The sequence below is a fragment of the Shewanella sp. Arc9-LZ genome (genome assembly GCF_010092445.1).
Classification (GTDB): domain Bacteria; phylum Pseudomonadota; class Gammaproteobacteria; order Enterobacterales; family Shewanellaceae; genus Shewanella.
Genome location: NZ_CP048031.1, coordinates 1291855 through 1306961, shown reverse-complemented (window position 1 = coordinate 1306961; position 15107 = coordinate 1291855). Strand labels below are relative to the sequence as shown.

Sequence of the window (15107 nt, the reverse complement as noted above, 5' to 3'; positions counted from 1 at the left end):
CTGCGTTAACGATTAAATGGGTTCCGTTCACGTAGTTCGCTACCCACGACCCGATAAAACGTTTCGCCGTCTTTCACCATACCTAATTCGTTACGGGCACGTTCTTCAATGGCTTCTGTGCCACTTTTCAAATCGATAATTTCTTCTTTAAGAATTTGATTTCGAGCGACAAGCTTGCCATTACTTTGTTCTTGGCCTGCTATTTGGGTTTGCAATAAGACATATTCTGACAAATTGTTATCGCCCAACCAAAGCCGGTACTGTAAAAGTGACAATAAACAAATCAGTAAAAATATTAGTTGCTTCATAATATTAACTTATGTCGAAGTAATCCTTAGAAAATATGTCCGTTATAGTACAACAAAAAAGGCCACCGAGTGGTGGCCTTTTTAAGCTAAAGCAAAAATATTATCCTTGGCCTTTCACTTCTTTAAGACCGTTGTATGGTGCTTTTGAACCTAGAGCTTCTTCGATACGTAGCAATTGGTTATATTTGGCAACACGGTCACTACGGCTTAGTGAACCCGTTTTGATTTGGCCAGCCGCGGTACCAACAGCTAAATCAGCAATCGTTGAATCTTCTGTCTCGCCACTACGATGAGAGATAACAACAGTAAAACCTGCATCTTTAGCCATTTTAATTGCAGCCAATGTTTCGGTTAAAGTACCGATTTGGTTGAATTTAATCAAAATAGAGTTAGCGATGCCGTTGTCGATACCACGCTTAAGGATTTTAGTGTTTGTTACGAATAGATCGTCACCCACTAATTGGATTTTATCGCCCATTAGTTTAGTTTGGTGAGCAAAACCATCCCAGTCAGACTCGTCCAGACCATCTTCGATAGAAACAATTGGGTAGCGTTCAGTAAGACCTTGTAAGAAGAAGTTAAATTCTTCAGAAGTAAACTTCTTGCCTTCACCTTTAAGATCGTAGATGTTGGCTTCTTTGTCGTAAAATTCAGAAGCAGCACAATCCATCGCTAACGTGATGTCTTTACCTAGCTCGTAACCGGCGTTGGCAACAGCAACTTTGATTGCAGCAAGTGCAGCTTCGTTAGATGCTAAGTTTGGAGCAAAACCACCTTCATCACCAACCGCAGTTGAGTGACCGTCAGCTTTAAGTACTTTAGCAAGGCTGTGGAATACTTCCGCGCCCATACGTAGGCCTTCACGGAAAGTTTTAGCGCCAACAGGTTGGATCATAAACTCTTGAATATCAACGCTGTTATCGGCGTGCTCGCCACCATTGATGATGTTCATCATTGGAAGAGGCATAGAGTAAACACCTGGTGTACCGTTTAGATCAGCAATATGAGCATATAAAGGGACGTGTTTAGCAGCAGCGGCAGCTTTTGCAACTGCTAGAGAAACAGCAAGAATGGCGTTAGCGCCAAATTTTGCTTTGTTTTCGGTACCGTCTAAGTCAATCATGATTTGGTCAAGTTCAGCTTGAGCCAATGCATCTTTACCTTTAAGTGCTTCAGCAATTGGGCCATTAACAGCAGCAACCGCTTTAAGAACCCCTTTACCTAAGTAACGTGCTTTGTCGCCATCACGCAGTTCTAATGCTTCGCGACTACCGGTTGATGCGCCAGATGGTGCCGCAGCCATACCAATAAAACCGCCTTCTAAATGCACTTCTGCTTCTACAGTTGGGTTACCGCGCGAATCCATAATCTCGCGACCAATCACTTTAATGATGTTAGCCATAATTCCCTCGTACTTTGTGTAAGTAAATTAAAAAATTAAAAGAAATAAAAAGTTAATACCAATAAAAATACATAACAGACTTAAAAAAGCAGATTTATTGGTATATAACTTTCAATTTAGTAATTTTAAATCGGTTAGTGCTTAGGATAAATCGAATTAGACTTTGCATCAACTTAGTTTTCACTGCAGTTACACGCCATCAATGCGATTATATGATCTAACGCAAGTATCTTGAATAAAAAAGCCGCTAATGGATACATTAGCGGCTGATTCATTAATCGATATCGCGTTTTTGATACGCATAAGAAGCGGCTATGAACCCTTCAAATAATGCATGACCGTCGCGCGGTGTTGAGGTGAATTCCGGGTGGAATTGACTCGCAACGAACCATGGGTGATTAGGCAATTCAATCATCTCAATCAGTTTACGATCAGATGATAAACCACTAAACACTAAGCCGGCCTTTTCTAGGCGATCGATGTAGTTGTTATTCACTTCGTAACGGTGACGATGACGTTCAACACAGGTTGCAGAATCATAGGCTAATGCCGCTTTTGTGCCTTCTTTTAAATGACATAGCTGAGCGCCTAAACGCATAGTGCCACCTAAATCTGAAGACTCATGACGCGTTTCGACATCCCCTTCTTCATTAATCCACTCAGTAATTAAACCCACTACCGGATAAGGTGTCTGTGGATTAAACTCAGTTGAGTGCGCACCTTCTAAACCTGCTACATGGCGAGCAAATTCAATTAATGCTACTTGCATACCTAAACAGATACCAAAGTACGGAAGATTGTTTTCACGAGCAAATTTGGCAGCAAAAATCTTGCCTTCTACGCCACGTTCGCCAAAGCCGCCTGGTACTAAAATACCGTCTAGGCCTTGCAATACTTCTTCGCCTTTAGCTTCAACTGTTTGTGAATCAATGTACTTAATGTTCACTGTTACACGGTTTTTTAAGCCTGCATGCTTTAATGCTTCATTCACCGACTTGTATGCATCAGGGAGTTCAATGTACTTACCTACCATACCAATAGTGACTTCACCATTTGGATTGGCTTCTTGATAAATAACGTTTTCCCACTCAGACAAATCAGCTTCGTTACACGCTAAATTAAAACGTTTGATGACTAAATCATCTAATCCTTGCGAGCGTAATAACGCTGGGATTTTGTAGATGCTATCAACGTCTTTTAATGAAATAACCGCACGTTCTTCTACGTTGCAGAATAACGAAATTTTAGCTTTTTCATTGGCAGGAATTGCACGGTCGCCACGACAAACCAGTACATCCGGTGCAATACCAATTGAACGCAACTCTTTAACAGAGTGTTGCGTCGGCTTGGTTTTAATTTCGCCTGCAGCGCCTAAGAACGGCACTAAGGTTAAATGCATAAATAGTGTACGTTCGCGTCCTAATTCAGAACCTAACTGACGAATAGATTCAAGAAACGGCAATGATTCAATGTCACCTACCGTGCCACCGATTTCTACAATCGCGACATCATGGCCTTCACCACCAGCTAACACTTTTTCTTTAATCGCGTTAGTAATGTGTGGAATAACCTGAATGGTTGCGCCTAAATAATCACCACGACGTTCTTTACTAATCACTTCTTCGTAAATACGACCAGTAGTAAAGTTATTGCGACGATTCATTTTAGTACGAATGAAACGTTCGTAATGACCTAAATCGAGATCGGTTTCAGCACCATCTTCAGTCACGAAAACTTCACCGTGCTGAGTTGGGCTCATGGTACCCGGATCGACGTTAATATAGGGGTCAAGTTTCATAATGGTTACATTGAGGCCACGCGCCTCTAAAATTGCCGCGAGCGAAGCTGCTGCAATGCCTTTACCTAGTGATGAAACAACGCCACCAGTAACGAAGATATACCTTGTAGTCATGCTGAACCTGAGAAAATGTGTTGGAAAAAACGTGCTTGTAAGAAAGCACTAGGACGGGGCGATATTATAGCAAAGCCACCTCGTTTCGACAAACTTAAACGCGCTAATTTTAGCTTAATTTATGTTTTCGTGTTGTTTTACCACATTCCAGTAGTGGTCTAATTCTTCCAAGCTATGCTGTTGTATCGGTTTTCCACTATTGTCTACACATTGCTCAACCCCTCTAAATCTACGTTCAAATTTATGATTGGCTTGACGTAGTGCTTGTTCAGGATCAACGTTTAAATGACGAGCAAGGTTCACTACAGCAAACAATAAATCGCCCATTTCATCAACAATTCTCGGTTGATAAAATTCAGGGTCTTGATGTCGTAGATTAACTTCTACCAGTACTTCATTCATTTCTTCATGTATTTTGGCAACAATAGGCTCAAGCTCGGCCCAATCAAAGCCAACTTTAGCCACTCGATGTTGAATTTTTCGTGCTCTAGATAACGCGGGTAATGCTTGAGGGATATCATCTAACGCTGAGTGCAATTTTTTTTGCTGACGTTCATTGGCTTTTAACACATCCCACGCTTGGCTTAAATCGCGTGTATTGGTGATGGCACCAACAACGTTGTTTTCTGACTGAGCAAATACATGTGGATGACGGCGAATAAGCTTATCGCTAATTCGCGCCACTACCGTCGAAAAATCGAACTTACCTTGCTCTTGCCCTAATTGGCAATAAAACACTATCTGAAACAATAAGTCGCCCAGTTCATCAGGTAACTCTTCCCATGCTTGTCGCTCAATAGTATCAACAACCTCATAAGCTTCTTCTAAGGTAAAGGGCACAATACTGGCAAAATCTTGCGCTTGATCCCAAGGACAACCAGACTCGGGGTTGCGCAATTGCTGCATGATGGTCAGTAACGATTGAATATCTGCCACAGAAACGGTCCTCTATTGTAAAGATAAAATCTAATGAAAAAGGCACCTAACAAGTAGATGCCTTCAAGATAAGTCCATGATGTTAATTACGTTATAATCGACGCGACTCAATCACACCATCAACAAGCGACAGTTTACCGAGAATCCGTGATAAACCATCTAAATTATACAATTCAAGTTCAAGCTCTACGGTGGCCGTTTGGCTTTTAACATCAGAAGATGAACTCATGGCCATCACATTGGATTTCTCTGCCGCTAGCACTGTGGTTAAATCTCGTAATAAGCCACTGCGATCATGGGCAAGTACTCTAACGCGAATACGATAACCACCAGAGTAGTTTTCACCCCAAATCACATCGACACTGCGTTCTGGGTGGGCACGCATTAATTCTTTCACTTGCTCGCAATCACTACGGTGCACAGAAATACCCCGTCCCATAGTAATATAACCAAAAATTTCATCGCCGGGAACGGGTTGGCAACAACGCGCAATGTGGCTCATTAAATTACCAACACCATTAACTTCGACTTGGCCTTTACTCGACTTTTTAGGCTTATGCGACGCTTTCTTTATAATGTCTTCAAGTAAGTTTTCGTCAGTGTCTTCTACTTTGCGAATTTTGGTATCGGTAAAATTAACCACTTGATTTAAGCGTAAATCGCCGCCACCGATAGCCGCCAGCATGTCATCCATAGAGTTTAAATTAAAGCGCTCTACCGCCACTGCCGCATCTTTAACTTTAAGACCCACTCGGGCTAATTCAGACTCAAGCATTTCTTTACCCGCGGCAATATTTTTATCGCGGTCTTGTTGCTTAAACCAATGTTGAATTTTTGAACGCGAACGTGACGACTTGATATAACCTAAATTAAGATTGAGCCAGTCACGTTTTGGATTGGGTGTTTTTGACGTGATAATTTCAATGCGCTCACCCGTTTCAACTTGGTAAGTGAATGGCACAATGCGGCCGTCGACTTTTGCACCAATACACTTATGACCCACTTGAGAGTGAATATAATAAGCAAAGTCGAGTACGGTAGAACCTAAAGGTAAGTCAACGACCTCACCACTTGGGGTAAATACATAGACTCGGTCTTCAAATACTTGGCTACGGACTTCGTCAACCAAATTACCACTTTCAGCGACATCTTCTTGCCACTGTAAAATTTTACGCAACCAGTTAATTTTTTCTTCGTAACCGGTTTGTTTGGTATTGCTGGCACCTTCTTTGTATTTCCAGTGCGCGGCAACCCCAAGTTCAGAATCTTGATGCATCGCCTCGGTACGAATTTGAATTTCTACGGTTTTGCCTTCAGGACCAACAACTACGGTATGAATAGATTGATAGCCGTTCGGTTTTGGATTTGCAACGTAATCGTCAAACTCACGCGGAATGTGGTGCCAAAGGTCATGCACAACCCCTAACGCACCATAGCAATCTTGTAATCTTTCGGTGACAATACGTACAGCTCGGACGTCAAAAAGCTCATCAAACTTGAGATCTTTGCCCTTCATTTTTCGCCAAATACTGTAAATGTGCTTAGGTCGGCCGTACACTTTGGCGCGAATATCATCGCTATCTAAACGCTGCTGCAACTGAGTCACAAACTTGTCGATAAACACTTCGCGGTCGACACGTTTACCATCAAGCTGTTTGGCAATGTCTTTGTAAACAGTTGGATGCAAGTAGCGAAAAGAAATATCTTCAAGCTCCCACTTTAATTGACCAATGCCTAAGCGATTTGCTAATGGCGCATAAATATCAGCAATTTCTCGTGCTAATAATACCCGAGTTTCTTCATCGGCGTTTTTTACCGCACGCAGTAAGCATACGCGTTCGGCTAATTTGATCACTACGGCACGAACATCTTCAACCATGGCCAATAACATTTTTCGGATGTTATCTATTTGAGGTTCGGCATCGCGCGAATTTTGACTGACTTTTAATGCGCCAATGGCATTCATGGTCACAACGCTGGCAACTAACCTTGCAAGGTTTTCACCGTATTGCTCTAGGATTTGTTCGTCATTGAGAACGCCAGCATCGAATAGCAAAAATAATACTGCGGCTTGTAGCGTTTCGATGTCCATATTCAGCGGCGCTAAGATTTCGATCATTTCGCGAGCACGCGCAAGCAGCTCAGTATGGGCCAGTTTGTTTTTAACCGGTAAGGCCTCAACTTGCTGGATCAATACCAATAACTTCTGAGCATCATCTTTGTCGTCGAGATAACGAGCGACCCACTCATCTAATTGGAATACTTGCGTATTAAAATGTGCTTCGCGAACAGATACCATGAACCCTTCCTTAGCCGCATGACCGACTGACATCCAACCATATGCACATGGCATAGTGTGCATATATGGTGTTAACACCAACTGAACAACCTATCTTGAAGCGCAATATTATTTTGTCAATTCAATAGCGTTCAGTTGGCCAAATTTTTAGCATACCTATCGTAAGCGGCTAAAAAATCGTTGTTTAAATATTTAATTCAAATAACACCATGGCTTCAATATGATGCGTCTGCGGAAACATATCGACTAATCCTACTTGGGCAATTCGATATCCACTGGCTAATAATACACTACTGTCACGCGCTAAACTTGCCGGATTACATGAAACATACACCACTTTTTTAGGTTGCATTTTCTGTAACCATTGTAAACTTTCAAAAGCACCTGCTCGAGCAGGGTCCAGCAACAGTTTATCAATTTTGCCTAACCATGTTTGTGTCGATAGATCAGCACTTAAATCCGCATGATAGAAAGTCACATTATCCAATTGGTTGTCGACAGCGTTTTGCTTGGCTTGTTGCACCATTTCAGGCACACCTTCAACACCAATGACTTCTGCTGCCTTTAATGCCAACGGTAAACTGAAATTACCCACACCGCAGAATAGGTCTAAAATACGCTCACCTGGTTGAGGGTCTAACCATTGGATGGCTTGATCGACCATGGCCTGATTAATAGCACCATTAACTTGGACAAAATTACCAGGAGTGAATGAACAACGAACAACCTCCTGTGCAAGATGATAATAAGGTAACGCGACAGCTTCATCACCCGCGGCATCAACAACAGGCAGCAAGGGGAACAATTGGGTTAATTGACCAGCATCATCTTGCAATAATAAGTTAAGCTGGTGTTTTTCGGCAAAGCCCGTTAACCAGCGAATATCGGAAGCCGGTAATACTTTAGTCACTCTTAGTACCGCAAAATTACCGTTATCAGCTTGGGTGAGTTCAACGTGCCCTAAACTGGCCTTAGCTTTAAGTTGATTTAAATTAGCCGCTAATGGAGTAATCAAAGCAGACAATGACTCAGATAACACTGGGCACTGCTGAATGGAAACAATTTTATTGCTATTTCCGGCGCGAAACCCAAGTTGTAACCGCTGAGTATTTTTATCAAATAATGTGGCCAATCTTGCTCTTCGGCGATAATGCCAGGCCTCACCCACTATAGGGTCAGCGATAATATCAGCATCAATGGCTTTAGCAGTCGACAGCTTGCTGATTAAATCAACCAAGGCGGTTTGCTTATGCTCGCGTTGCGCATTAGTGTCCATGTGCTGCAAATCACAACCGCCACATTGTTGATAATGTGGACAATGAGGTTTGATTCGATTAGCCGATGCAGACTCAATAGTGATGAGCTTGGCTTTAGCGTAGCTTTTCTTTTGTTCGACAAATTGCACCGTAGCGGTCTCTCCCGGTAACACTCCCGGAATAAACACTATTTTGCCTTGATGTTGCGCTATGCCTGCACCTAAATGGTCAAGTTGAGTGACACTGAGGCTTAACTTTGCTGATAATTGCTTAGATTTGTTCGGTTTTGCTTGGAAAAATTGTGCCATTTCGGCCTCAGGTATTGAATAAAAAACTAGTCAAGAGTGCGCCATATCTGGCAGTCTAGACGGAATAACAGCGATTTAGTAACAGGGATATACCTAACAGCCATGAAAAGTGCCAACAATATGACCAAATACAGCCTACGCTCTTGGGTTCTGGTACTTGCGTTAGCGCCCACTATTGTAGTGGGTATTCTACTTGGAAGTTATTTCACGATAAACCGCTTTTATGAATTGGAACAAACCTTAATTGAAAAGGGCAGCAACATTGTTGAGCCATTAGCCATTGCCAGTGAATTTGGTATTATCACTCAAGACCGTGAATCAACTAAACTTTTACTCGCCGCCTCACAGATAAACAATGCATCGCTAATCTTATCTATTGCTGTTTTTGATGCCGAAAACCAACTCTTTGTCACTTCGCACTACCACAAAGATTTTGAAACGATGCGTTACAAACAAACGCTGGCAAACTTAATCGGTACAGAACATGAAACGATTGGCGATACCTTAGTCATTCGTGTGCCAATAATATCCCATACTGGGTTAGAACAAAAACATGTTGCCAGTATAAATCGTCAAAGTAACAGCGACATCGATAATAATGCCTCTACCAATGGTGTCGTTGCGCCAATTTACAATAATCAACAAGAGCGAATATTAGGCTACATATCAGTATTACTAAATAAAGAGAACGCCTTGCTCGAACAACATCGAGCGGCTATAGCGGCGTTTATTATCGTATTAATCGGCGTGCAATTTAACCTATTTTTTACCTTCCGCTTAGTCAAACACGTGAACTACCCCATTACCGAAATGGTGCGAGTGGTAGCCAAAATTCGTGAAGGTAAACTCGACACTCGCCTAGAAGGCAACTTGATTGGGGAACTGGATCTACTCAAACGAGGGATCAACGCAATGGCAAGTTCATTGTCAGAATATCACGATGAAATGCAGCAAAATATTGATCAAGCAACCTCTGATTTACGCGAAACCCTCGAGCAGATTGAAATTCAAAACGTTGAGCTCGATATCGCCAAAAAACGCGCGCTTGAAGCGAGTCGGATAAAATCAGAATTCTTAGCCAACATGTCACACGAGTTACGTACGCCACTCAATGGTGTCATAGGATTTGCAAGACAGTTATTAAAAACACCACTGCATACTAGCCAGCTCGACTACATAAAAACCATTGAACGCAGTGCCAGTAACCTACTGGGTATTATTAACGATATTCTCGACTTCTCTAAACTGGAAGCCGGTAAAATGATATTAGAAAAAATGCCATTTGCACTGCGAGAAACGCTGACTGAAACCCTGACTATTATAGCCGGTAGTGCGCAAGAGAAAGGCCTAGAACTGGTTATCGACATTGATGCTAATGTGCCAGAAAGTGTCAGTGGCGACGCGATGAGAGTCAGCCAGATTATTACTAACTTAGTTGGTAACGCTATTAAATTTACCGACAAAGGCAGTGTCATACTTAAAATACACTTAGTGGGTCAGGACGAAGATAACATTACCCTGCGCTGCGAAGTTATTGATACCGGTATTGGTATTGATGAGAGTCAGCAAGAATATTTATTCCAAGCATTTGGTCAAGCCGACTCATCCATTTCACGTCGCTTTGGAGGCACAGGATTGGGCTTAGTGATTACTAAACGCTTAATCAACCAGATGGGTGGCCAGATAGGCTTTACCTCGGCCCCCAATAAAGGCTCAAATTTCTGGTTTATTCTGCCACTTGGGATCAGTCAATTTGAAATTGGCGAAGTGTTGCCGGTTGATGCATTGCAACATAAATCAGTCTTATTATATGAACCACGGGAATTAACCCGCGATACATTAAATCGCCGCTTAGTGTCGTGGCAATTAATTATCACTAATGTGGCCAATCCAGAAAATCTCACCTCCGTGTTACAAACTAAAAACAGCAAATTTGATTACATCATCATGAGCTGCCATGGTTTTGCCGACAATGCGTCTTTTATCCATTTATTACAGCAAGCCAAACAACATACCGACTGTCTGATTTTATTACATGACTGTCTAGACCAAGACATGATAATCAATGTGCTAAAAGTCAACGCAGATGTATTGCTCAGCACCCCAGTGAGCGATTTTACCCTAGCGCATCATTTAATATATCCACCAGTACCTTCTACTTTTGTCAGTTTACCTGAGCAAATAAATCTTGATGTAACACAACGCCTCAATGCATCAGTATTAGCCGTTGACGACAACATGGCCAATCTAAAGTTAATTGATACTTTGCTCAAAGAACTAGTCGACAATGTGGTGACCGTTAATAATGGCGCGGATGCGATTCAACAAGCTAAAAAACAAGCATTTGATCTAATCTTCATGGATATTCAAATGCCAGGAACCGACGGCATAACCGCAACCCAGCAAATACGTTCAGAATCACTCAACCGTAATACGCCGATTATTGCAGTAACGGCACATGCTATAGCAGAAGAGCGTGAGAATATTTTAGCTAGCGGTATGGATGGTTTCCTACCTAAACCGATTGATGAATTATCACTAAAAAGCGTTATCAGCCGCTGGATAATTAAACCTCAATTTACTCATTTCGACACCCATGTTCTCAATTGGGATTTATGTTTAACCCAAGCAAACCAGAAAACCGATTTAGCCTTAGACATGTTAAAGATGTTAGTTAATTCATTACCTGAAACAACCGCAACTATCGATAAAGCATTAATAGCCAGAGATGCTGAGACACTGTTGCAGGCAGTGCATAAACTGCATGGTGCAACATGTTATTGCGGTGTACCGACAACACAAAAGCTCTGCCGGGATATTGAGTCAGCATTAAAGCATAAAATTGACATCGATGACCTAGAACCTGAAATACTAGAGTTACTTGATGAGTTAACTAAGGTAGAATCAGCTGCAAATCAAGTGATAAACCAGCTATCAGTGGATGTTCCCAATGACCAGTAAAACCGGTTTTTTTAAACGCCTAAAGGCATTGTCGTTACCTCAGAAGCAACTTTTTGCACTCGCACTGTGTCAAAGAATGCTCCCAAACTATCAATTATTTTCTGAAGTATGTGAATTTGGCCAACCGCAGGTATTAAGTACTGCGCTAGAGTTATTATGGCAAAGCCAATATGACAAAAAGCTTAAGTTCAATATTGATGTGCATTTACAGCGCCTCGATGAAAACACCCCTGATCCTAGCGAGTTTGAAGCCTATGGTGCTTATCCCGCCATGGATGCGGCTGTAGCCATTGCCACCTTAATGGGTGCGATAGATGGAAAAATTGAAGAAGATATTACTAACATCAGTAAGTTATCATCAAGTACTGTCGCCAATTATATTGAAGCTATTAGCGATGAGTCATTAATGGATGAAGAACTCGATGAGTTTGTTTTTTCGCATCCAGTAATGGAACAAGAAAAAGAATTACAAGGCATGTTACTCGACATTGTCGAAGCTAATCCAGACATAACCAGCGAACTGGTTAAAGGTTTACGTAAAGATATTATCGAAGCCGGTGTGTCTAATATTGGTATTAGCCTGTAGCAAAAACTTGTAGCACGGATCGGTTACTGCCAATAAACGTCATTTAGCCTGAAATTATTCAGGCTTTTTATTAGGTGTCGCGCCATGAGAAGAATTTTTTATCAAGGTTTCACTTTCAGTAACACCAATGGTAAAACTGATAACTGGACGCTAGTGATTGGCAATCAAGTACGAGTGGGTTCGTTATTTGAGTTAAGGCGGCAAGTGCATTTTTTTTCTGAACTTGGAATATTACCTCCACCGAAAATATCAAAAGCAAATTTAGCCTTAAAATCTGACAAATAATCACTCGTTTAACTTTAGCCTAATTGCATCCGCCTATCGAAAAGCAGTAAAGTGACCTTATTATCATTTTGCTAAGGAATTGCGAGGGATGTCCAGTATTCTTACCCCGCTAATCGCTGTATTTATTATTATGCTGCTCGGCAGTATTGTTCAAAAAATGCGACTGTTGCCAGCAGACACCGATTTGATCCTCAATCAGTTTGTTTATTACATTGCTTTCCCCGCTATATTACTGATTGTGCTAGCTGAAACGCGCATTGAAGACATTATTCAATGGGGCTTTATCGGTGGGTTTAGTCTGGCGATGATCATCACTTATGCTTTAGTGATTGTTGTATCACTAATTCGCACACCTAAAAAACAAGCAGTTGCCGCCATGCGCGCATTAAATGCTACGTTTGGTAATACCGCATTTATTGGCATTCCATTGCTGAGTTTATTATTCCCAGGTCATAAAATGGCATTAGTCGCTGCAGCGATTGCCAGCTTGTTGTCGGTGTTCATGTTTGCTTTTGCTTTAGTATCAATTGAGCTAGCCAGCCGTGATAAACAATCAACTGACCATGCCATCGTCATCATGGCTAATGCCCTGTATAAAAACCCAATCGTGGTTGGCAGTGTTATTGGCATCGGTTTATCAGCACTGCATATTACCTTACCGGATAGTTTGGCCTTAATGCTACATCAGGTGGGAAATACCTCTAGCCCATGTGCACTGTTTGCTATAGGAATGGTACTTGCCAAAGCATTAAGACATCAATCTGGCACAAAAATGTTCAGTGTTGGTTTGATTGCGGAACTGAATTTAATCAATTTACTCAAGCTAATTATTCAACCTTTAATTGCCTTTGGTTTACTCAAACTGTTCGGCGTAGAAAAGGAATTACTGACCATGGGAGTCATTTTGGCAGCGTTACCGACAGCAGCAAGTGTGTACCTTTTGGCCGACCGCTACCAAATTAACGCCAATGTCAGCGCCCAAGGTATTTTATATGGCACATTAATCACTTTTATCAGTTTGCCGATAATAGAAACACTTTTAAAATCCATTGCTTAATGATCAATCAAATCTAGATGATAAAATAGTCAGCGATAATTATTCCTCAACCACTTTACTGTATATAAAATCAGTATATACTGTTTATCAATACAGTGGTTTGGTAGTTTCATTGACAGGAATTTATTATGCTTTGCCAACTCAGCATCAACAATTTTGCTATCGTGCGTTTTTTAGAGCTCGACTTTAAAGCCGGTATGACAAGCATCACCGGCGAAACAGGTGCAGGCAAATCGATTGCTATCGATGCGCTTGGGTTATGCCTTGGTAATCGAAGTGATGCCAACACTGTCAGGCCTGGAGCCTCCAAAACCGAAGTGAGTGCAAGGTTTACCCTTCATGATGTACCTTTAGCCAAACGCTGGCTTGAAGATAGCGATCTTGATGCTGAAGATGAGTGCATATTACGTCGAACCATTAACAGTGATGGCCGCTCAAGAGCCTACATTAATGGTAATCCTGTGCCCGTGACGCAATTAAAAGCCATCGGTCACTTATTGATTGGTATTCACGGCCAGCATGCTCATCACGCAATGCTTAAAAGCGAGCATCAATTAAACCTACTCGACCACTATGCTAACCACAAAATACTGCTCGATAGCGTTAGCGCTAGCTATCAACGCTGCAAACAAGTGGAAAACGAGCTAAAGCATCTTGAACAAGCTCAGCACGAACGTATTTCGCGTCAACAGCTACTGCAATATCAAGTAGAAGAGCTTAATGAGTTCAACTTAGGCTTGGAAGAATTTGATGAAATAGAACAAGAACACAAACGCTTAGCCAATGGCACAGATTTAATTGAACGTTGCCAAGCAGGTTTGCATTTATTGACCGAAAGTGATGAAGGCAATATAGAATCTCTGCTTAATAAAGTGGCCAGTATTGCTGATACGCTTCAAGGCTATGATGAATCCCTTGCTCCTATCAGCACTATGATCAGCGATGCGTTAATTCAAGTACAAGAAAGCGCTAGCGAAATTGAAAGTTATTTAAGCAGTTTAGAGCTTGATCCAGAACATTTTGCCTATTTAGAAAAACGTCTTTCAACGGCAATGCAATTGGCGCGCAAACATCATGTGAGTGCTGATAAGCTGGCGCTACATCATCAAGCATTGATGAGTGAATTAGCCGAACTTGCTGACGACGAAACTAAATTAGATGGTATAAGACAACAACTTGAAGCCACCAGAAATGCCTACTTAACCAATGCACAAAAACTGAGTCAAAGTCGTAGCCGTTATGCTAAAGAATTGGACAAGCTAGTCACCCAGTCTATCCATGAGCTCAATATGCCTAAGGGTAAATTTACCATTCAGATTAATCATAATCCGGACAACATTTCAGTTAATGGCTGCGATAGCATTGAATTTATGGTGACCACAAACCCTGGGCAACCATTACAACCGATTTCTAAAGTTGCCTCTGGCGGTGAGTTATCGCGTATTGGATTAGGGATTCAAGTGATCACGGCTAAAAAAGTCGCCACTCCGACACTGATATTTGATGAAGTTGATGTGGGTATTTCTGGACCAACAGCATCGGTAGTCGGTCGTATGTTACGCTGCCTTGGCGAATCAACTCAAGTATTGTGTGTCACCCATTTGCCGCAAGTTGCAGGTAATGGTCATCAACATATGTTTGTGAATAAATTTAATAAAGGTGGCAACACCGAAACGACCATGCAGACGTTGGATAAAGATCAACGGGTGAATGAACTTGCGCGCTTATTAGGTGGTGATGTCATTACCGAAAATACCTTGGCGAATGCCCGTGAGTTGTTGCAATAATCGTTATGCA

Annotated in this window: 11 protein-coding genes; 5 read left to right on the top strand and 6 right to left on the bottom strand. The window is 41.7% G+C overall.

Annotation, left to right across the window (positions count from 1 at the left end):
• Positions 1–5 precede the first annotated feature (5 nt).
• From ftsB to rlmD, 6 genes are all read right to left on the bottom strand, one after another.
• Complete coding sequence (gene ftsB / locus GUY17_RS05625) at positions 6–308, bottom strand: cell division protein FtsB (protein ID WP_101085633.1); 303 nt, start codon at positions 306–308, stop codon at positions 6–8.
• 100 nt (positions 309–408) lie between these two features.
• On the bottom strand, positions 409–1710 hold the full coding sequence (gene eno / locus GUY17_RS05620; RefSeq protein WP_101085635.1) for a phosphopyruvate hydratase: 1302 nt from the start codon (positions 1708–1710) through the stop codon (positions 409–411).
• A gap of 274 nt (positions 1711–1984) precedes the next feature.
• Entirely contained in the window at positions 1985–3622 is a 1638-nt protein-coding gene (locus tag GUY17_RS05615) for a CTP synthase (RefSeq protein WP_101085637.1), read from the bottom strand.
• A 114-nt stretch (positions 3623–3736) separates the two neighbouring features.
• Positions 3737–4558, bottom strand: coding sequence for a nucleoside triphosphate pyrophosphohydrolase (gene mazG, locus GUY17_RS05610; RefSeq protein WP_162022552.1), 822 nt, complete (start codon positions 4556–4558; stop codon positions 3737–3739).
• A 91-nt stretch (positions 4559–4649) separates the two neighbouring features.
• Positions 4650–6857, bottom strand: coding sequence for a GTP diphosphokinase (gene relA, locus GUY17_RS05605; RefSeq protein ID WP_101085641.1), 2208 nt, complete (start codon positions 6855–6857; stop codon positions 4650–4652).
• Between the two features lie 184 nt (positions 6858–7041).
• Positions 7042–8421, bottom strand: a complete 1380-nt coding sequence (gene rlmD / locus GUY17_RS05600; RefSeq protein ID WP_162022551.1) for a 23S rRNA (uracil(1939)-C(5))-methyltransferase RlmD — start codon at positions 8419–8421, stop codon at positions 7042–7044.
• A gap of 102 nt (positions 8422–8523) precedes the next feature.
• On the opposite strand from rlmD, the gene barA reads away from it, so the two are divergent.
• The 5 genes from barA (at position 8524) to recN (ending at position 15097) form a co-directional block, all read left to right on the top strand.
• On the top strand, positions 8524–11382 hold the full coding sequence (gene barA, locus GUY17_RS05595; RefSeq protein WP_162022550.1) for a two-component sensor histidine kinase BarA: 2859 nt from the start codon (positions 8524–8526) through the stop codon (positions 11380–11382).
• Entirely contained in the window at positions 11372–11968 is a 597-nt protein-coding gene (locus GUY17_RS05590) for a YjaG family protein (RefSeq protein WP_101085646.1), read from the top strand. Before barA ends, GUY17_RS05590 begins: the two co-directional genes overlap by 11 nt.
• Positions 11969–12052: 84 nt before the next feature.
• A complete protein-coding gene (locus tag GUY17_RS05585) occupies positions 12053–12253 on the top strand; it encodes a DUF3319 domain-containing protein (RefSeq protein ID WP_101085648.1) in 201 nt (66 codons plus the stop codon).
• Between the two features lie 88 nt (positions 12254–12341).
• Complete coding sequence (locus tag GUY17_RS05580) at positions 12342–13310, top strand: AEC family transporter (RefSeq protein ID WP_101085650.1); 969 nt, start codon at positions 12342–12344, stop codon at positions 13308–13310.
• A 128-nt stretch (positions 13311–13438) separates the two neighbouring features.
• Complete coding sequence (gene recN, locus GUY17_RS05575) at positions 13439–15097, top strand: DNA repair protein RecN (protein WP_162022549.1); 1659 nt, start codon at positions 13439–13441, stop codon at positions 15095–15097.
• The last annotated feature ends 10 nt before the right edge of the window (positions 15098–15107 follow it).

Excerpts from the sequence above, each read along its gene's own strand:
- recN (WP_162022549.1), top strand. The coding sequence starts at position 13,439 with ATGCTTTGCCAACTCAGCATCAACAATTTTGCTATCGTGCGTTTTTTA.
- barA (WP_162022550.1), top strand. The coding sequence starts at position 8,524 with ATGAAAAGTGCCAACAATATGACCAAATACAGCCTACGCTCTTGGGTT.
- eno (WP_101085635.1), bottom strand. The coding sequence starts at position 1,710 with ATGGCTAACATCATTAAAGTGATTGGTCGCGAGATTATGGATTCGCGC.
- ftsB (WP_101085633.1), bottom strand. The coding sequence starts at position 308 with ATGAAGCAACTAATATTTTTACTGATTTGTTTATTGTCACTTTTACAG.
- rlmD (WP_162022551.1), bottom strand. The coding sequence starts at position 8,421 with ATGGCACAATTTTTCCAAGCAAAACCGAACAAATCTAAGCAATTATCA.
- GUY17_RS05590 (WP_101085646.1), top strand. The coding sequence starts at position 11,372 with ATGACCAGTAAAACCGGTTTTTTTAAACGCCTAAAGGCATTGTCGTTA.
- relA (WP_101085641.1), bottom strand. The coding sequence starts at position 6,857 with ATGGTATCTGTTCGCGAAGCACATTTTAATACGCAAGTATTCCAATTA.
- GUY17_RS05580 (WP_101085650.1), top strand. The coding sequence starts at position 12,342 with ATGTCCAGTATTCTTACCCCGCTAATCGCTGTATTTATTATTATGCTG.
- GUY17_RS05585 (WP_101085648.1), top strand. The coding sequence starts at position 12,053 with ATGAGAAGAATTTTTTATCAAGGTTTCACTTTCAGTAACACCAATGGT.
- GUY17_RS05615 (WP_101085637.1), bottom strand. The coding sequence starts at position 3,622 with ATGACTACAAGGTATATCTTCGTTACTGGTGGCGTTGTTTCATCACTA.